At 69.6% G+C, this 17,045-nt stretch carries 16 protein-coding genes; 11 read left to right on the forward strand and 5 right to left on the reverse strand.

Features of this window, described 5'->3' with window-relative positions:
- Positions 1-197 precede the first annotated feature (197 nt).
- From ACZ5VC_RS09015 to ACZ5VC_RS09045, 7 genes are all read left to right on the forward strand, one after another.
- Entirely contained in the window at positions 198-2,078 is a 1,881-nt protein-coding gene (locus ACZ5VC_RS09015; RefSeq protein WP_469119407.1) for an acetolactate synthase large subunit, read from the forward strand.
- A gap of 26 nt (positions 2,079-2,104) precedes the next feature.
- Positions 2,105-2,629, forward strand: a complete 525-nt coding sequence (ilvN, locus tag ACZ5VC_RS09020) for an acetolactate synthase small subunit (RefSeq protein ID WP_469119408.1) — start codon at positions 2,105-2,107, stop codon at positions 2,627-2,629.
- Between the two features lie 120 nt (positions 2,630-2,749).
- A complete protein-coding gene (ilvC, locus tag ACZ5VC_RS09025; protein ID WP_468706728.1) occupies positions 2,750-3,751 on the forward strand; it encodes a ketol-acid reductoisomerase in 1,002 nt (333 codons plus the stop codon).
- 226 nt (positions 3,752-3,977) lie between these two features.
- Positions 3,978-5,570, forward strand: coding sequence for a phosphoglycerate dehydrogenase (serA, locus tag ACZ5VC_RS09030; protein ID WP_469119409.1), 1,593 nt, complete (start codon positions 3,978-3,980; stop codon positions 5,568-5,570).
- Between the two features lie 98 nt (positions 5,571-5,668).
- Positions 5,669-6,244, forward strand: coding sequence for a TetR/AcrR family transcriptional regulator (locus ACZ5VC_RS09035; protein WP_469119410.1), 576 nt, complete (start codon positions 5,669-5,671; stop codon positions 6,242-6,244).
- Between the two features lie 135 nt (positions 6,245-6,379).
- Entirely contained in the window at positions 6,380-6,907 is a 528-nt protein-coding gene (locus ACZ5VC_RS09040; protein ID WP_469119411.1) for an SUKH-4 family immunity protein, read from the forward strand.
- Positions 6,904-8,856, forward strand: a complete 1,953-nt coding sequence (locus ACZ5VC_RS09045) for a nucleic acid/nucleotide deaminase domain-containing protein (protein ID WP_469119412.1) — start codon at positions 6,904-6,906, stop codon at positions 8,854-8,856. The genes ACZ5VC_RS09040 and ACZ5VC_RS09045 overlap by 4 nt, the downstream gene beginning before the upstream one ends.
- 3 nt (positions 8,857-8,859) lie before the next feature.
- Here the strand turns inward: ACZ5VC_RS09045 and ACZ5VC_RS09050 are convergent, their stop codons facing one another.
- The gene (locus tag ACZ5VC_RS09050) at positions 8,860-10,095 is read right to left on the reverse strand and encodes a PucR family transcriptional regulator (RefSeq protein WP_469119413.1); all 1,236 of its coding nucleotides are present in this window, start codon (positions 10,093-10,095) and stop codon (positions 8,860-8,862) included.
- Between the two features lie 173 nt (positions 10,096-10,268).
- On the opposite strand from ACZ5VC_RS09050, the gene ACZ5VC_RS09055 reads away from it, so the two are divergent.
- From ACZ5VC_RS09055 to ACZ5VC_RS09065, 3 genes are all read left to right on the forward strand, one after another.
- A complete protein-coding gene (locus ACZ5VC_RS09055; RefSeq protein WP_469119414.1) occupies positions 10,269-11,195 on the forward strand; it encodes a proline dehydrogenase family protein in 927 nt (308 codons plus the stop codon).
- 36 nt (positions 11,196-11,231) lie between these two features.
- Positions 11,232-12,863, forward strand: a complete 1,632-nt coding sequence (gene pruA / locus ACZ5VC_RS09060; protein WP_469119415.1) for an L-glutamate gamma-semialdehyde dehydrogenase — start codon at positions 11,232-11,234, stop codon at positions 12,861-12,863.
- A gap of 109 nt (positions 12,864-12,972) precedes the next feature.
- Positions 12,973-13,212, forward strand: coding sequence for a hypothetical protein (locus tag ACZ5VC_RS09065; RefSeq protein ID WP_469119416.1), 240 nt, complete (start codon positions 12,973-12,975; stop codon positions 13,210-13,212).
- 12 nt (positions 13,213-13,224) lie between these two features.
- Here the strand turns inward: ACZ5VC_RS09065 and ACZ5VC_RS09070 are convergent, their stop codons facing one another.
- Positions 13,225-14,064: a DUF1206 domain-containing protein gene (locus ACZ5VC_RS09070; RefSeq protein ID WP_469119417.1), complete on the reverse strand. Its 840-nt coding sequence runs from the start codon at positions 14,062-14,064 to the stop codon at positions 13,225-13,227.
- Positions 14,065-14,132: 68 nt separating this feature from the next.
- Positions 14,133-15,023, reverse strand: coding sequence for an alpha/beta fold hydrolase (locus tag ACZ5VC_RS09075; RefSeq protein ID WP_469119418.1), 891 nt, complete (start codon positions 15,021-15,023; stop codon positions 14,133-14,135).
- A 110-nt stretch (positions 15,024-15,133) separates the two neighbouring features.
- On the opposite strand from ACZ5VC_RS09075, the gene ACZ5VC_RS09080 reads away from it, so the two are divergent.
- A complete protein-coding gene (locus ACZ5VC_RS09080) occupies positions 15,134-15,679 on the forward strand; it encodes a GNAT family N-acetyltransferase (RefSeq protein ID WP_469119419.1) in 546 nt (181 codons plus the stop codon).
- A 45-nt stretch (positions 15,680-15,724) separates the two neighbouring features.
- Here ACZ5VC_RS09080 and ACZ5VC_RS09085 read toward each other — a convergent pair whose 3' ends face one another.
- Entirely contained in the window at positions 15,725-16,468 is a 744-nt protein-coding gene (locus ACZ5VC_RS09085; RefSeq protein ID WP_469119420.1) for a hypothetical protein, read from the reverse strand.
- Entirely contained in the window at positions 16,465-16,803 is a 339-nt protein-coding gene (locus ACZ5VC_RS09090) for a PadR family transcriptional regulator (protein WP_469119421.1), read from the reverse strand. The genes ACZ5VC_RS09085 and ACZ5VC_RS09090 overlap by 4 nt, the downstream gene beginning before the upstream one ends.
- Between the last annotated feature and the right edge of the window lie 242 nt (positions 16,804-17,045).

Raw genomic sequence — 17,045 nt, forward strand, 5'->3', positions numbered from 1 at the left:
GTCATTGCCATGCGCACCCGAATTCTCGTACTTGGAAAGCGCGTCGGCTGAAGCAGGGCCACGACGGCCCGGCTTGAAAGCACCCGACGCGCTCCCCTCGCTTGCCTCACGGCACGAGGGGTTTTTTGTTGCACTGGTACCAGTCAAAACCAGCTAAAACCCTCGCGAAAACCCTCAGCTTCGAGAAGAGAATGCCGATGACCGAGCAGGCCACCGGGGCCCACCATCCGCAGCCGCGGTCCCGTAACGGCGGACAGTCCTCCGCCTCCGTTGAGCACGTCACGGGTGCGCAGTCCCTCATCCGTTCTCTCGAGGAAGTGGGGGCCGACACGGTCTTCGGCATCCCCGGCGGCGCCATCCTTCCGGCCTACGACCCGATGATGGACTCGAAGCGGGTCCGCCACATCCTGGTCCGCCACGAGCAGGGCGCCGGCCACGCCGCGACCGGCTACGCCCAGGCCACCGGCAAGGTGGGCGTCTGCATGGCCACCTCCGGCCCCGGCGCCACCAACCTGGTCACCCCGATCGCCGACGCGCACATGGACTCCGTGCCGCTGGTCGCGATCACCGGCCAGGTCGCCTCGAAGGCCATCGGCACGGACGCCTTCCAGGAGGCGGACATCTGCGGCATCACGATGCCGATCACCAAGCACAACTTCCTGGTCACCAAGGCCGAGGACATCCCGAGGACGATCGCCGAGGCGTTCCACATCGCCTCCACCGGCCGCCCCGGCCCGGTCCTGGTCGACATCGCCAAGGACGCCCTGCAGGCGAAGACCACCTTCAGCTGGCCGCCGCAGACCGACCTGCCCGGCTACCGCCCGGTGACCAAGCCGCACGCCAAGCAGATCCGCGAGGCCGCCAAGCTCATCACCCAGGCCAAGCGCCCCGTCCTGTACGTCGGCGGCGGCGTCCTGAAGGCCGGCGCCACCGCCGAGCTGAAGGTCCTCGCCGAGCTGACCGGCGCCCCCGTCACCACCACCCTGATGGCGCTGGGCGCGTTCCCCGACAGCCACCCGCTGCACGTGGGAATGCCGGGCATGCACGGTGCGGTCACCGCCGTCACCGCGCTGCAGAAGGCCGACCTGATCGTCGCCCTCGGAGCCCGCTTCGACGACCGCGTCACCGGCAAGCTGGACAGCTTCGCGCCGTTCGCCAAGATCGTCCACGCGGACATCGACCCGGCCGAGATCGGCAAGAACCGCACGGCCGACGTCCCGATCGTCGGTGACGCCCGCGAGGTCATCGCCGACCTGGTCCAGGCCGTCCAGGCCGAGTACAGCGAGGGCAACAAGGGCGACTACACCGCCTGGTGGAAGGACCTCAACCGCTGGCGCGAGACCTACCCCCTCGGCTACGACCAGCCGGAGGACGGCAGCCTCTCGCCGCAGCAGGTCATCCAGCGCATCGGCCAGCTCGCCCCGGCCGACACCATCTACGCGGCCGGCGTCGGCCAGCACCAGATGTGGGCCGCCCACTTCATCAACTACGAGCAGCCGGCCACCTGGCTGAACTCCGGTGGCGCCGGAACGATGGGGTACGCGGTCCCGGCCGCCATGGGCGCGAAGGCCGGCCGGCCGGACCGTACGGTCTGGGCGATCGACGGCGACGGCTGCTTCCAGATGACCAATCAGGAGCTGGTCACCTGCGCGCTGAACAACATCCCGATCAAGGTCGCGATCATCAACAACGGCGCGCTCGGGATGGTCCGCCAGTGGCAGACCCTCTTCTACAACCAGCGGTACTCCAGCACGGTCCTGCACGCCGACGACACCGGCCACCACACGGCCGGCTCGCAGGTCGGCGCCAGCACCGCGCCCCGCAAGGGAACCCGCATCCCGGACTTCGTGAAGCTCTCCGAGGCCATGGGCTGTGTCGCCCTGCGCTGCGAGAGCCCCGACGACCTGGACAAGGTCATCGCCGAGGCCAACGCGATCAACGACCGCCCCGTCGTGATCGACTTCATCGTCCACGAGGACGCCCAGGTGTGGCCGATGGTCGCCGCCGGCACCTCCAACGACGAGGTCATGGCCGCCCGTGGCGTCCGCCCGGACTTCGGCGACAACGAAGACGACTGAGAGCCGTAGGAAGAGGAACGACGCACATGTCCAAGCACACGCTCTCCGTCCTGGTGGAGAACACCCCCGGCATCCTGGCCCGGATCGCCGCGCTGTTCTCCCGCCGCGGCTTCAACATCGACTCGCTCGCGGTCGGTGTCACCGAGCACCCCGACATCTCCCGCATCACCATCGTGGTCAACGTCGAGGACCTGCCGCTGGAGCAGGTGACCAAGCAGCTCAACAAGCTGGTCAACGTCCTGAAGATCGTCGAGCTGGAGCCCAGCGCCGCGATCCAGCGTGAACTCGTTCTGGTGAAGGTCCGCGCCGACAACGAGACCCGCTCCCAGATCGTCGAGATCGTCCAGCTGTTCCGCGCCAAGACCGTGGACGTTTCGCCCGAGGCGGTCACCATCGAGGCCACCGGATCGAGCGACAAGCTCGACGCGATGCTGAAGATGCTCGAGCAGTTCGGTATCAAGGAGCTCGTCCAGTCCGGCACGATCGCCATAGGGCGTGGCAGCCGGTCGATCACCGACCGCTCGCTGCGGTCGCTCGACCGCAGCGCCTGACGTCGGCCGCCGGCCCCGTCCTGCGGTCCGCCAGGCGAGACCCGAACACTTCCCTCACCCCTCCCGCCGTACGGTGGGATGCAAAGCCAGCAAGACCGGCATGAACCAAGGAGAATCCCAGTGGCCGAGCTGTTCTACGACGACGACGCCGACCTGTCCATCATCCAGGGCCGCAAGGTCGCGGTGATCGGTTACGGCAGCCAGGGCCACGCCCACGCGCTGTCGCTCCGTGACTCGGGTGTCGACGTCCGCGTCGGTCTGCACGAGGGCTCCAAGTCCAAGGCGAAGGCCGAGGAGCAGGGCCTGCGCGTCGTGACGCCCGCCGAGGCCGCCGCCGAGGCCGACGTCATCATGATCCTCATCCCGGACCCGATCCAGGCCCAGGTGTACGAGGAGTCCATCAAGGACAACCTGAAGGACGGCGACGCGCTGTTCTTCGCCCACGGCTTCAACATCCGCTTCGGCTTCATCAAGCCCCCGGCCGGCGTCGACGTCGCCCTGGTCGCCCCGAAGGGCCCGGGCCACCTGGTCCGCCGTCAGTACGAGGAGGGCCGCGGCGTTCCGGCGATCGCCGCCGTCGAGCAGGACGCCACCGGCAACGCCTTCGCGCTGGCCCTCTCGTACGCCAAGGCCATTGGCGGCACCCGCGCGGGTGTCATCAAGACGACCTTCACCGAGGAGACCGAGACCGACCTGTTCGGCGAGCAGGCCGTGCTCTGCGGCGGTGCCTCGGCGCTGGTCAAGGCGGGCTTCGAGACCCTGGTCGAGGCCGGCTACCAGCCGGAGATCGCCTACTTCGAGTGCCTCCACGAGCTGAAGCTGATCGTGGACCTCATGTACGAGGGCGGCCTGGAGAAGATGCGCTGGTCGGTCTCCGAGACCGCCGAGTGGGGCGACTACATCACCGGCCCGCGTGTCATCACGGACACCACCAAGGCCGAGATGAAGAAGGTCCTCGCCGAGATCCAGGACGGCACGTTCGCCAAGAACTGGATGGACGAGTACCACGGCGGTCTGAAGAAGTACAACGAGTACAAGACGCAGGACTCCGAGCACCTGCTCGAGACCACCGGCAAGGAGCTGCGCAAGCTCATGAGCTGGGTGAACGACGAAGAGGCGTAAGCCTCGGACGGGGCGGGTCCTTCGGGGCCCGCCCCGCTTGTCCACCGCGTCCATCCTCGTGTGGGTGAACCCTCCACCGAGGCGCATGATGGACGTAGTGGCAGCACTAGACTGCTCAACAACATTCGCGTCAGGCCCACAGCGTCGTGCGTCTTCCACGCGGCAAGCCCCTCCACCGCCTGCGGCCGTCGGGACGGCCGTCCGCACTGGATCTGTGAGGACTCACGTGAGCTCGAAACCTGTCGTACTCATCGCTGAAGAGCTGTCGCCCGCCACCGTCGACGCGCTGGGCCCGGACTTCGAGATCCGGCACTGCAACGGCGCGGACCGCGCCGAGCTGCTCCCGGCGATCACCGACGTCGACGCGATCCTGGTCCGATCCGCGACCAAGGTCGACGCCGAGGCCATCGCCGCCGCCCGCAAGCTGCGCGTCGTCGCCCGTGCCGGTGTCGGTCTGGACAACGTCGACGTCTCCGCCGCCACCAAGGCCGGCGTGATGGTCGTGAACGCCCCGACCTCCAACATCGTCACCGCCGCCGAGCTCGCCTGCGGCCTCCTGGTCGCCACCGCGCGCAACATCCCCCAGGCCAACACCGCCCTGAAGAACGGCGAGTGGAAGCGCTCGAAGTACACCGGCGTCGAGCTGAGCGAGAAGACCCTCGGTGTCGTCGGCCTCGGCCGCATCGGTGTCCTCGTCGCCCAGCGGATGTCCGCCTTCGGCATGAAGATCGTGGCGTACGACCCCTACGTGCAGCCCGCGCGCGCCGCCCAGATGGGCGTGAAGCTGCTTTCCCTGGACGAGCTGCTCGAGGCCGCGGACTTCATCACCGTGCACCTGCCCAAGACGCCGGAGACGGTCGGTCTCATCGGCGACGAGGCGCTGCACAAGGTCAAGCCCAGCGTCCGTATCGTCAACGCCGCCCGCGGCGGGATCGTGGACGAGGCCGCGCTGTACTCGGCGCTCAAGGAGGGCCGGGTCGCCGGCGCGGGCCTGGACGTGTACGCGAAGGAGCCCTGCACGGACTCCCCGCTGTTCGAGCTCGACCAGGTCGTCTGCACCCCGCACCTCGGCGCGTCCACGGACGAGGCCCAGGAGAAGGCCGGTGTCGCCGTCGCCCGCTCGGTGCGTCTCGCGCTCGCCGGTGAGCTGGTCCCGGACGCGGTCAACGTCCAGGGCGGTGTCATCGCCGAGGACGTGAAGCCGGGTCTGCCGCTCGCCGAGCGCCTCGGCCGCATCTTCACCGCGTTGGCGGGCGAGGTCGCCGTCCGGCTCGACGTCGAGGTCTACGGCGAGATCACCCAGCACGACGTCAAGGTGCTCGAACTCTCCGCGCTCAAGGGCGTGTTCGAGGACGTGGTCGACGAGACCGTGAGCTACGTCAACGCACCGCTGTTCGCGCAGGAGCGCGGCGTCGAGGTCCGGCTGACCACCAGCTCCGAGTCGCCCGACCACCGCAACGTCGTCACCGTCCGCGGCACGCTCTCGGGCGGCGAGGAGGTCGCGGTCTCCGGCACGCTGGCCGGCCCCAAGCACCTCCAGAAGATCGTCGCCATCGGTGACTACGACGTGGACCTCGCGCTCGCCGAGCACATGGTCGTCCTGCGCTACGAGGACCGTCCCGGTGTCGTCGGCACCGTCGGCCGGATCCTCGGGGAGGCCGGGCTCAACATCGCGGGCATGCAGGTTTCCCGCGCCGAGGAGGGCGGCGAGGCGCTCGTCGTGCTGACCGTGGACGACACCGTCCCGCCGGCCGTGCTCGCGGACATCTCCGAGGAGATCGGCGCCCGCTCGGCCCGTTCGGTGAACCTCACCGACTGACGCGGAGCATCAGCACCAGTACCCAGTACCAGCACCCGTACCCGGTTCCTTAGACGACCGTCTTACACGGACGTCTAAGAGCCGGGTACAGTGCTGTCATGGGACACCGTGAAGATCTGCTCGAAGGCGCCAAGCGCTGCCTGTTGGAGAAGGGCTACGCCCGGACGACCGCCCGGGACATCGTGGCCGCGTCCGGCACCAATCTCGCCTCCATCGGCTACCACTACGGTTCCAAGGAGGCGCTGCTCAACCAGGCCTTCCTGGCGGTGACCGAGGAGTGGGGCAATGCGGTCGGCGGCTCCGGGAAGGACGCGCCCACGTCCCCGGCCGACCCGTACGAGCGGTTCAAGGGCATCTGGGAGCAGGTCATCGCCGCCGCCGAGGCGAGCCGCGCCGTCTGGAAGCTCCAGTTGGAGATCGTCGCCCGTCTCGACGACGACGAGAGCCTGCGGGACGCGATCAAGGAGCCTCAGCGCGAGGGGCGGCTGGGCATGGCCGAGGCCTTCCTCGGCCTGGACCCGGCGAAGGACCCGGAGAAGGCGCGGGTGGCGGGGCTGCTCTGCCAGGCGCTCTCGGCCGGCGTGATGATCCAGTGGATGGTCGACCCGGAGACGGCGCCCTCGGCGGAGGACCTCACGGAGGGGCTGAAGGTGCTGATGGGGCAGGGGAACTGACGGTGGATCCGATGTCTGCCTGAAGACGTCCCTCCGCACCGTCCGGCCCGACATACTTCCGGTACGGGAACCGGAACGGTTCGCCGCGCAGTCCGAGAAAGACCATCGGCAAACGGCGACAAGGACACGTCGACCATGGATGTGCTGACTGATGCGCTACGCCAGGAGATCAAAGAGGCGTGGAGCGACGGCGGGCTGGCACCGGTACCGCCGGAACGGGTTCCGGCCGACACCGTCTCACCCACCGCCAGGGCGTTGCTGACCGAGGTCGGTCTGCCGACCCGGTACAGCGAACTGATCACCTTCCCCCAGGACGAACGGCTGCTGCGGCCCGTCACGGTGGCGGGCGTGGAGTACCTCACGCTGGCCGAGGAATCCGGAGGGCCGGTCGCGCTGAAGGCACGCACCGACGAGGTGTGGGTACCGGCCGCCGACGACCGCGACCAGCCGCTGTTCGTCAACAGCCACCCAGGGTTCCTGGTGCTGTTCGTCGGCATTCTGCTGCCACTGGTCGACGAGCTGCGTGACCGGGAACCCGCCGAGGTCGACGCACGGCTGGACGAGGTCACGGCACGGTTCGCCGCGCATGACGCCGCCGCGCTCGCCGACCCGGACAGCTGGTGGCCAACCGTCCTGGCGGAAGCAAGGGAGGGATACCTGTGAGCCGATTAGCCCGCCTGGCGTTCATCGGCCTCGTCGGCCTGATCGCCGTACTGCTCGGCGCGACAGGCGCGCTGCCGGCCCCGGCCCACCCCGTCTCCTCGGCCCCGACGGCCCAGCCGGCTCCGGGAACGCCCACCAAGGTGCCCTTCGGCAGCACCTTCATCGCCAAGATCAACAACATGTACCGGGCGCGCTATCGCATCGAACCGGCCCGGAACGTGGCCACGTTCCAGTACATCAAGGACGGCAGGACCTACTACGTGACGGTGGCGTCGGTGTCGTCACTGGGCAAGGGTCCGAAGGTCGCGGTGTTCAACGTCCGGGACGCCCAGGGAAGGCTGGTGCGGTTACCAGACGGGGACGGCACACTGCGCGACGAATTCCGGGTGAAGAACGAAACCCAACAGGTCGGGCCGGACGAGAAGGACACCCGGCAGACGGTGAGCGGGAAGCACTCCGAACAACTCATCGACATGGTCCTGGAAAAGTGGGGCATCCACCCGGACCGGGTGAAGGAGATCTTCACCGAACTGGAGCCCTGCAACCTGCGTGCGAACAACTGCTCGGTGCGAGTGATCCCCAAGTACAAGAACGCTGCCGTCAGTTACAACCACGACTACCACGATGCCGCCACCAGAAAGCAGGGCGTGAAGGATCTGGTGTCGGACGTACGGGAGTTGTACGAGGAAATCGACGAACTCCAGGTGATGTTCCGCGACACCAAGAACCCCGTGGCGGCAGGAGAACTGGCCAATTTGCTCACAGGACTCGGTGTACCGCCGCCCGGTGGCATCGACTTCTCCGCGCTGCAGTTGCGTTACCTCTCGGACGCGCCTCCCGGAGAGGGGAAAGGGCTGCGTTACGCCTTCAGTACGGCTCCCGGAGGAAACCCGGACCCGGCGGTCGGGCGCACCGCGGCGCTGCAGTCCTCGGACGCCTTCTTCGTGTGGCTGGAGCTCACCCCGGACAAGTTCTGGGTGAACCTCAACCCGTCGGAGCCGGACCGGATCGTCGACCCGAAGCTGGGCAGTACCGACGCCGGACGCATCCTGTTGCAGGCGGATCTTCGGATGAAGAAGACGGTGGGCAAACTGATCCATCCGGACAGCAAGCTGGGCAAGCAGTTCTGGGGGCAGCTGAAGTCCAGTGGCAACCGGATCTGCCTTTCGTTCCGGCAGTGGATCGTGCCCGCACCGGCGACCGTCCGGCAGGACGGCGAGAGCCTCTACATCATGGATGCGCCGCTGGAGGTGAAACTGGAGTCGGACTATCTCGCCAAACACGGGATCTCCGGCAACAGCCGAGCCTGTCCCGCGCCGGACAAGACGATCGAGAGCAACAACGAGCGGGTGTTCCGCACGCTGATTCTGCCGAGGGTCCAGCAGGCGGTGAACACCGCGCCGGACTACGCCGACCTGCGCAGGGTGTATCTGAGCAGGGTGGCGGCCGAGTGGTACCGGCAGCGCAGCGCCCGTCAGCAGACCACCTACGGCGATCTGATCGACCGCAATGACGTACGCCGCTGGCCGGCCCGCGCCACGTGGTCGTCGCGGCAGGTGTTCGACCAGTACGTCGACTCGTACAAGAACGGCGAGTTCAACGTCACCCGGAAACGTCGGGACGGCCAGTACATCTACACCCACACCTATGTCTACGGTGGGGTCGATTTCAGCAGCGTTCCGTTCGTCAAGGTCGACGCCACCGCGTTCCGGAAGCGCTGGGGCGACCTCTCCAAGGTGGTGGACGGCTCAGTGAGCCGGCCCACCTCGGACGGTCGCGGCGGCATCTGGCTCGGTTCCTCGCCCGCGGCCGCCCCCGAGCCCGAAGCCGCGGGGGAAAAGGCGTCCTCCACCTCGTCACCGCCATGGCTGCCGGTGGCCGCCGGTGCGGCGCTGGCGGTGGCGGTGGCGGTGCTGTGGGCCGGCCGGCGCAGACGGCGGCGGATCTAGGTCCTACAGCTTCGCCGCCTTCAGCGCCATGTGGAGCAGCAGACGGTCCTCGCCCTCGCCCAGGTCCAGGCCCGTCAGCTGTTCCACCCGCGACAGCCGGTAGTACAGCGTCTGCCGGTGGATCCCCAGGGCCGCCGCCGTGCGGCCCGCCTGGCCCGCGTGGTCGAGGAACACCTCGACCGTGCGGGCCAGTTCCGCGTGCGCCGGCTGCAGCAGAGGGCGGACCGCCGGATCGTCGTGTGCCGTCGGAAGGGCGGTGAGCAGACGGTACGGACCGATGTCCGCCCACTGGGCCACCTCGCCGAGGAGGGGCTGGGCGGCGGACGCGCGGACCGCGGCGGTGGCCTCGCGCCAGGAGACGTCCAGTTCGGCGAGGCCGTGCCGGGGGGTGGCGACACCGGCGGTGGCGGCCGCTCCCGCGGCGGCCCGCAGCCGGGTGGCCGCCGTGACGGCGGGGGACAGAGCGCCGGGCGAGCGCAGCCGGACCAGCGCCGCGAGGGCATGAGCGCCCGGCCGTCCGTTCCTGTTCGACCCGGGTCCGGAGCCGGACCCGGGTGAGCCCGAGGCGTGCGACCGGGACCCGCCGGCCCCGGCCGGTCCCGGGCCGGCCCAGGGCCACGGCACCGTACACAGCGCGGCCGCGCCCGGAGCCGTGCGCACCGAGGGGCTTTCGTCGCCCGTCCACGGAGCCACGCACACCAGCGCGTGCAGCCCCTCCGCCCCGGGCCCCAGGGCCGTGCGCAGCGCGGCCAGGGCCATGTCGTACTGCCAGCCGCGCTCCGCGGTCAGCGCCGCCCGCAGCTCCCGTGAGAGATCCGCCCCGGCACGCTCCTCGTCCGCGAGCAGGGCACCGATCCGGGAGGCCACCTCCATCGCCGCGGCCAGCTGGGCGGGCGGGGGGCCGGGCTCGGCGTCGAGAAGCCAGACGTATCCGAGGGCGACGCCCCGGTGGCGTACGGGCAGACAGATCCGGCCGCGGAAGACACCGGCGTCCGGGGCGGCCGGGATACGGACCGGGGCGGTGGCCCGGGTGATGCCGAAGCCCTCGAACCAGGCGCGCACCGCGGGCGTGGACTTCCTGGTGAGGATCGACCGGGTGCGGACCGGGTCCATGGCCGAGTCGTCGTCGCTGTCGTGGGCGCCGAAGGCGATCAGCCCGAAATCACGGTTCTCCAGGGTGGCGGGGGCGCCGAGCAGCGCCGAGATCTCGTCGACCAGGTCCTGGTAATCGCCCTTCACCCGGACATTCTCGCACCCCTTCAGACAGATGTCTGAGATGCCGGCCACGGATGCGTGACAGCTGTCGATGGCCGAGGATCGGAGCGATCCTTAGGTTTCACGGTGGTTCTCCGTGCTGTTCCCGGAATGTTCGGGTACGGCCTCCTTCAACCCCTGTTCCGTGGAGGTGCCCCGTGCTGGGTCCCGTGATCCTCGCCGCGTCCCGCAGCGACAAGATGCGCCGTTTCGTGTCGGCCGCCCCGGGGACCAAGCAGGTCGTCGCCCGGTTCATCGCCGGTGAGACGGTCGAACAGGTGATCCCGATCGTGAAGGACACCGTCGCCAAGGGCCTCGAGGTCACCCTGGACGTCGTGGGCGAGGACATCACCACCCGCGAGCAGGCCTTCGCCGCGCGCGACGCGTACCTGGAACTCATCGAGCACCTGGGTGCCCTCGGCTTCGGCACCAAGGCCGAGATGTCCATCAAGCTCTCCATGTTCGGCCAAGCGCTGGAGGGCGGCCACGAGCTCGCCCTCGCCAACGTCCGCCCGGTCGTCGAGGCCGCCGCCGCGATCGGCACCACGGTCACCCTCGACGCCGAGGACCACACCACCCTCGACTCGATGTTCGCCATCCACGAGGAGCTGCGGAAGGACTTCCCGCAGACCGGCTGTGTGATCCAGGCGTACCTCTTCCGCACCGAGGACGACGCCCGCCGTCTCGCCGCCGCCGGCAGCCGCGTCCGTATCGTCAAGGGCGCCTACAAGGAGCCCGCCTCCGTCGCCATCCAGGACAAGTCCGAGATCGACAAGGCGTACGTCCGCATCCTGAAGATCCTGATGGAGGGCAAGGGCTACCCGATGATCGGGTCCCACGACCCGCGCCTGATCTCCATCACGCAGGAGCTCGCCCGCCGCGCCGGGCGCAAACTGGATGAGTACGAATTCCAGATGCTGTACGGCATCCGCGGCGAGGAGCACGTCCGGCTCGCGGCCGAGGGCCACCGGATGCGCGTCTACACGGCGTACGGCACCGACTGGTACGGCTACTTCATGCGGCGCCTCGCGGAGAAGCCCGCGAACCTCCTCTTCTTCGCCCGCTCCATTCTCACCAAGGGCTGAGCTCCCACCCGACACCCCTAAGGAGTTACGGAACTCATGGACGCTGTGACCCAGGTCCCCGCCCCGGTCAACGAGCCGGTGCACGGTTACGCCCCCGGTTCGCCCGAGCGCGCCCGTCTGGAGGCCAAGCTCAAGGAGCTGGCCGAGAACCCCATCGACCTCCCGATGACCATCAACGGTGAGAAGCGCATGGGTGGCGGCGAGCGTTTCGACGTCGTCCAGCCGCACAACCACCAGGCCGTCATCGGCACCTTCGCGGCCGCCACGCAGGCGGACGCCCAGGACGCGATCGACGCCGCCCTCGCCGCCGCCCCGGCATGGCGCGCGATGTCCTTCGACGACCGCGCCGCGATCATCCTGCGCGCCGCCGAGCTGCTGGCCGGCCCCTGGCGCGAGACGCTGGCCGCCTCCACCATGCTGGGCCAGTCGAAGACCGCCCAGCAGGCCGAGATCGACACCCCGTGCGAGCTCGTCGACTTCTGGCGCTTCAATGTGAAGTACGCCCGCGACCTGCTCGCCGAGCAGCCGCCGGCGAACTCCCCGGGCGTCTGGAACCGGCTCGACCACCGCCCGCTCGAGGGCTTCGTCTACGCGATCACGCCGTTCAACTTCACGGCCATCGCCGGCAACCTGCCCACCGCCCCCGCCCTCATGGGCAACGTGGTGGTCTGGAAGCCGTCCCCGACGCAGACGCACGCCGCTGTGCTCCTCATGGAGCTGCTGGAGGAGGCCGGCCTGCCGAAGGGCGTCATCAACCTGGTGACGGGCGACGGCATCGCCGTCTCCGAGGTGGCGCTGAACCACCCGGAGCTCGCCGGTATCCACTTCACCGGTTCGACCAAGACCTTCCAGCACCTGTGGAAGACGGTCGGCAACAACATCGAGAAGTACCGCTCCTACCCGCGCATCGTCGGCGAGACGGGCGGCAAGGACTTCGTCGTCGCGCACCCGAGCGCCGACCGCGCGGTGCTGAAGACCGCGCTGACCCGCGGCTCCTTCGAGTTCCAGGGCCAGAAGTGCTCCGCGTCCTCGCGTGCGTACATCCCGGCCTCCATCTGGAACTCGGGCTTCAAGGAGGAGTTCGCGGCCGAGGTCGACGGCATCAGGATGGGTGACGTCACCGACCTGTCGAACTTCATCGGCGCCGTCATCGACGAGCGTGCCTTCGCCAAGAACAAGGCGGCGATCGACCGGGCGAAGCAGGACCCGACCTGCACGATCGTCGCGGGCGGCACCTACGACGACTCGGTCGGCTACTTCGTCCGCCCGACGGTCGTCGAGTGCTCCGACCCGGCCAACGAGGTCTTCACGACCGAGTACTTCGGCCCGTTCCTCGCGGTGCACGTCTACGAGGACGCCAAGTACGACGAGATGCTGGAGCAGATGGAGTCGGTCTCCGACTACGCGCTGACCGGCGCCGTCATCGCGAACGACCGCGCCGCGGCCGCGCACACGATGGAGAAGCTGCGCTACGCGGCGGGCAACTTCTACATCAACGACAAGTCGACCGGCGCCGTCGTCGGCCAGCAGCCCTTCGGCGGCGGCCGCGCGTCCGGCACGAACGACAAGGCCGGCGCCCCGCAGAACCTGATGCGCTGGACGCTGACCCGCGCGATCAAGGAGACGCTGGTCCCGCCGACCGACTACGGCTACCCCCACATGGGCTGATCTCCGCCCTCCCCAGACCCGCCCCCGCCCCGGCCCCCACGCCTGGACGGGGGCGGTCCACGTCCGGCGGGTCTACCCTGCGAGAAGGGGGCGTGGGAAGGAGAGAGCGATGCCTGGTTCCACCACGCTGGGCCACGGGCACCCCATCGACTGGATCGAGCACACCGACGCCGTACGGCTCGCCTCCGTGCTCCGCCGGCTGAGCGGGCTGCTGGCGGTCGACGGACCCGACCGGCTCACCGACGCGCAGGCCGGCGCCCTGTGCGCGGAGCACCCCCGGGATCGGCAGGAGTTCACGGAGTGGGTCGCCGGGCTCGCGAAAGATCTGACCGCGAAGGTGTCGGCGTAGCGGATCCTCCGGTCAGAGCCGGCGCCAGCGCGCCATCGCGAAGGAGAAGACGCCGAACAGGGCGAGGCCCACGGCGACCACGACGAGCAGCCACGGGCCGACGGGCGTGTCGGCGAAGGCGCGCAGGGTGTCGTCCACGCCCTTGGCCTCCTCCGGCCGGTAGGTGACGGCCGCCCGCACGATGAACACCCCGACGGCCGTGAAGACGATGCCGCGCGCCGCGCCGCCCGCGACGCCCGTGATGTCCACGACCTGCCGGGTCCTGCGGGTCATCTCTCCCAGCCGCAGATGCTTGTGGAACGACCGGGCCACGGCGCGGGCGCCGATCACGACGCCCGCGATCGCGATGCCGATGCCCGCGGCGCCGACGAGCCACTGTCCGGCGGGCAGATCCAGCACCTTCGTCGTCACATCCTGCGACTGCTGGTCGCTGGAGCCGCTTCCGCTGCCGCGGTCACCGGCGGCGAAGGCCAGGACGGAGTAGGCGACGAAGGCGTAGAAGACGCAGCGGGCCGCGGACGACAGCCGTTTGGTCGTCTTGTGGCCGTCGGGACCGGCGGCCCCGAAGAGGGCTTCGGTCAGCCTCCACAGCGCCATGCCGACCAAGCCGGCCCCGAGGGCCCACAGCAGGACGGAGCCCATCGGTTTCTCGGCCAACTCGGCGAGCGCTCCGCCCCGGTCCGCCTGTTGCCCCGTTTCGCCGAAGGCCACCTGCAGGGCCAGCAGCCCGACGAGTACGTAGATCACCCCCCGCGCCGCGAACCCGCACCGCGCCGCCGCGTGGGTGGCCGAACTGTGAGCGGCCTTGCGGGCACTGGCGTGTCCACGAAGCGTCATCCTGTACGTGTTCATCGGCGTACCTCCCCCTTGGCGGTTTCCCCCGGCCTCCGGGAGGAAACGACGGGAGGTCCCGAGGCGGCTCAGGAGACGCGGGGAACGACGCGGCCGAGGAAGTCGTCGATCAGCGACGCGATCCGGGGCGCGTGGGTCTCCAGGGCGAAGTGGCCCGTGGGCAGGAGGTGGATCTCCGCATCCGGCAGGTCGCGGCGGAAGGCCTCGGCGCCCGCCGGGACGAAGACCTGATCGCCCTCTCCCCAGACCGCGAGCAGCGGGACCCGGCCGGTGCGGAAGTACTCCTGGAAGGCCGGGTACAGCGCGAAGTTGGAGCCGTAGTCGGCGATCAGGCCGAGCTGGATGTCGTCCTGCCCCTCCCGGGCCATCAGGGCCGCGTCGTGGTGCCAGGCGTCGGGGTTCAGCAGGGAGCGGTACGCCTGCGGGACGCCCGTCTCGTACTGCCATCTGATGCCGTCGAGCGAGCGGATCGCCCGCACGGGCTCCTCGGTCCCGGGTGTCCGTTCGGCGATCAGCGCGAGCACCGGCGCCCACGCGTCGGCGCCGAGCCCCTCCTCGTAGGCGTTGCCGTTCTGGCTGATGATCGCGGTGATGCGCTCGGGGTGGGCGAGGGCGAGGCGCAGGCCGATCGGGGCGCCGTAGTCCTGGATGTAGAGCGCGAACCGGCCGAGGCCGAGCTGCTCGGTGAATTCCTCGGTCAGGGCGGCCAGTTCGGCGAAGGTGTACGGGAAGTCCTGTGCCAAGGGGGCCGCCGAGTGGCCGAAGCCGAGGTGGTCGGGGGCGATGACGCGGTACCGCCGGGCGAGCCGCGGGATCAGGTCGCGGAACATGTACGAGCTCGTCGGGAAGCCGTGCAGCAGGAGCAGCACCGGCGCGTCCGCGGGTCCGGCCTCCCGGTAGAAGATCTCGTGGCCGCGGACGGTGGTCGTGCGGTGATGGACCTGCGGTTCCGGCGTCATGGCTAACCCCTCATGTGATCGTGACTGGTTATGAGGTGAGACAACCACACGCCATCTAACCTGTCAATAAATGTTCAAGGGTTAGAAGGGTGTCGGTGCATCATGGGCGCATGAGCGATCTGCCGCACCTCGCCCACACCTACGAACTGACCGCGGCACGTCTCGCCGGGATCCGCGCCTTCCTCGACGACGCCTTCGAAGGGGACTTCGGGGACGAGGACTGGGACCACGGTCTCGGCGGCGTCCACGCGTACCTCGCGGACGACCGCGGTCTCGCCGCCCACGGCAGCGTCATCATGCGGCGGGTCGTGCACGCCGGCCGTTCCCACCGCGTCGGCTACGTCGAGGCGGTCGCGGTGCGCGCGGACCGCCGCGGGCAGGGCCTGGGCGGTCGCGTGATGGCGGAGCTGGAGAAGGTCATCGACGGGGCGTACGACCTGGGCGCGCTCTCCGCGTCGGACCAGGGCGCCGCGATGTACGCCTCCCGGGGGTGGCGCCTGTGGCGCGGCCGGATCGACACGCTCGCGCCCCACGGGGTCACCCGTCTCCCCGGCGAGGAGGGCTCCATCTTTCTGTGGCCGGCGGCCGGACGCCCCCTCCCGCAGCCGGCGGCCGGCGCCCTGCTCTTCGACTGGCGCGACGGCGACGTGATGTGACCCCCCGCGCGACGCCGGTCTTCCGTGACCGGTCCGCCGTGCTCCTCAGCCCTCGCAGCCCTTGTCGATGTCCCTCTTGATGCCGTACGCCGCACCGGCCATGCCGCCCGCCATCGCGCAGGCGACGGCGTACCCGGGAAGGTCGATCGCCCCCGCCAGGGACAGCGCGACCAGTGCCAGCGTGAGCGCCGCCCAGGCGGCCAGCATCCACCGTCCCTTGTCGCTCAGGAAGAGCCGGCCCTTCGGCCTCTCGGGCAGGGTGTCGAGCGCCGCCGCCGGGCCCTCGCTGGCCGCCTTGGTCCGCTTGAAGTAGGCGTAGACCATCCACTCCCCGCAGATCTCCCAGCCCTCGGGCGTCAGCCGCTCCAGCACCTCGGCGCGGCGCTTGCCGGATATCACCTCGCGGCGGTACTCCCAGCGCAGGGCCGCGCCCGGCACCCGGCGGCAGACGAACCGGCCGAGCCCGTCCAGCCTTTCGACCTCCCAGCCCTGGTCGCCGAAGTGGGCGAGCTGCTTGCGGTCGTTGTAGATGTCCGCCGTCCAGGTCCAGGTCTGCGCCTCTTCGGCCGGCTTCACGGTCGAGGGGGCCGAGCCGCCCAGCTGCGCGGCGAACGCCTCGGCCGGACCGAACTCGTCCTCCGGGTCCGTGCCCGTCTCGGCGAGGTGGCCGGTGAGCTCGGCGACGGTCGCGGTGATCTGCTCCTGCGGGACCCCGGCGGTGCGGAGTGCCGCGGCGAGCGTCTCGAAGTAGGTCGTCTGCTCGGTGTGCGGCGTGTGCGGCGTGTTCATCGTGCTCCCCCTGCGTGCAGTGCGGTCTTGACGGCGGTGTGGAAGTCCAGCCAGGCGTCGGTCTCGGCGGCGAGATGACGCCGCCCCTCGTCCGTGAGGTGGTAGTAGCGGCGCCCCGGCCCGCGCTCGGCGGCCCGGAACTCGCCCTCGGCGAGACCCGCTTCCTCGAGCCGGTTGAGTACGGGGTAGAGCGTGCCCCCCTTGATCTCCCCGAGGCCCGCCTCGGCGAGCGACTTGGAGATCTCGTACCCGTAGCTCTCGCCCTCGGTCAGGGAGGAGAGCACCAGGAGATCGAGAACTCCCTTGAGCCAACTGGATCTGCGGTCTGCGGCCATGGCTGTATTCCAGCACCACCTAGATAGGAATGCAACCTATCTAGCCGATCGATCTGGGTCGGGGTGCCATCTGGCTGGCGGTGTCGACCGTCTCAGATAGTAGGAAGTCCGAGTAACTGTGCAGACAGACAGCCGGGGCTCCCTTAGCTTGGTAGAAGCCGAACGTCTCGCTCCATCAGCGAATGGCGGTCGCGAGCGCAGTGCCCCCAGGCAGGCAACCCCTGCGGCACCGCTCCCCGCCC

This window comes from Streptomyces sp. NPDC033174 (assembly GCF_055577795.1).

Bases quoted from the DNA above. Each gene is read 5' to 3' on its own strand.
- ACZ5VC_RS09015 (WP_469119407.1), top strand. From the start codon at position 198: ATGACCGAGCAGGCCACCGGGGCCCACCATCCGCAGCCGCGGTCCCGT.
- ilvN (WP_469119408.1), top strand. From the start codon at position 2,105: ATGTCCAAGCACACGCTCTCCGTCCTGGTGGAGAACACCCCCGGCATC.
- ACZ5VC_RS09035 (WP_469119410.1), top strand. From the start codon at position 5,669: ATGGGACACCGTGAAGATCTGCTCGAAGGCGCCAAGCGCTGCCTGTTG.
- ACZ5VC_RS09040 (WP_469119411.1), top strand. From the start codon at position 6,380: ATGGATGTGCTGACTGATGCGCTACGCCAGGAGATCAAAGAGGCGTGG.
- pruA (WP_469119415.1), top strand. From the start codon at position 11,232: ATGGACGCTGTGACCCAGGTCCCCGCCCCGGTCAACGAGCCGGTGCAC.
- ACZ5VC_RS09065 (WP_469119416.1), top strand. From the start codon at position 12,973: ATGCCTGGTTCCACCACGCTGGGCCACGGGCACCCCATCGACTGGATC.
- ACZ5VC_RS09070 (WP_469119417.1), bottom strand. From the start codon at position 14,064: ATGAACACGTACAGGATGACGCTTCGTGGACACGCCAGTGCCCGCAAG.
- ACZ5VC_RS09075 (WP_469119418.1), bottom strand. From the start codon at position 15,023: ATGACGCCGGAACCGCAGGTCCATCACCGCACGACCACCGTCCGCGGC.
- ACZ5VC_RS09080 (WP_469119419.1), top strand. From the start codon at position 15,134: ATGAGCGATCTGCCGCACCTCGCCCACACCTACGAACTGACCGCGGCA.
- ACZ5VC_RS09085 (WP_469119420.1), bottom strand. From the start codon at position 16,468: ATGAACACGCCGCACACGCCGCACACCGAGCAGACGACCTACTTCGAG.
- ACZ5VC_RS09090 (WP_469119421.1), bottom strand. From the start codon at position 16,803: ATGGCCGCAGACCGCAGATCCAGTTGGCTCAAGGGAGTTCTCGATCTC.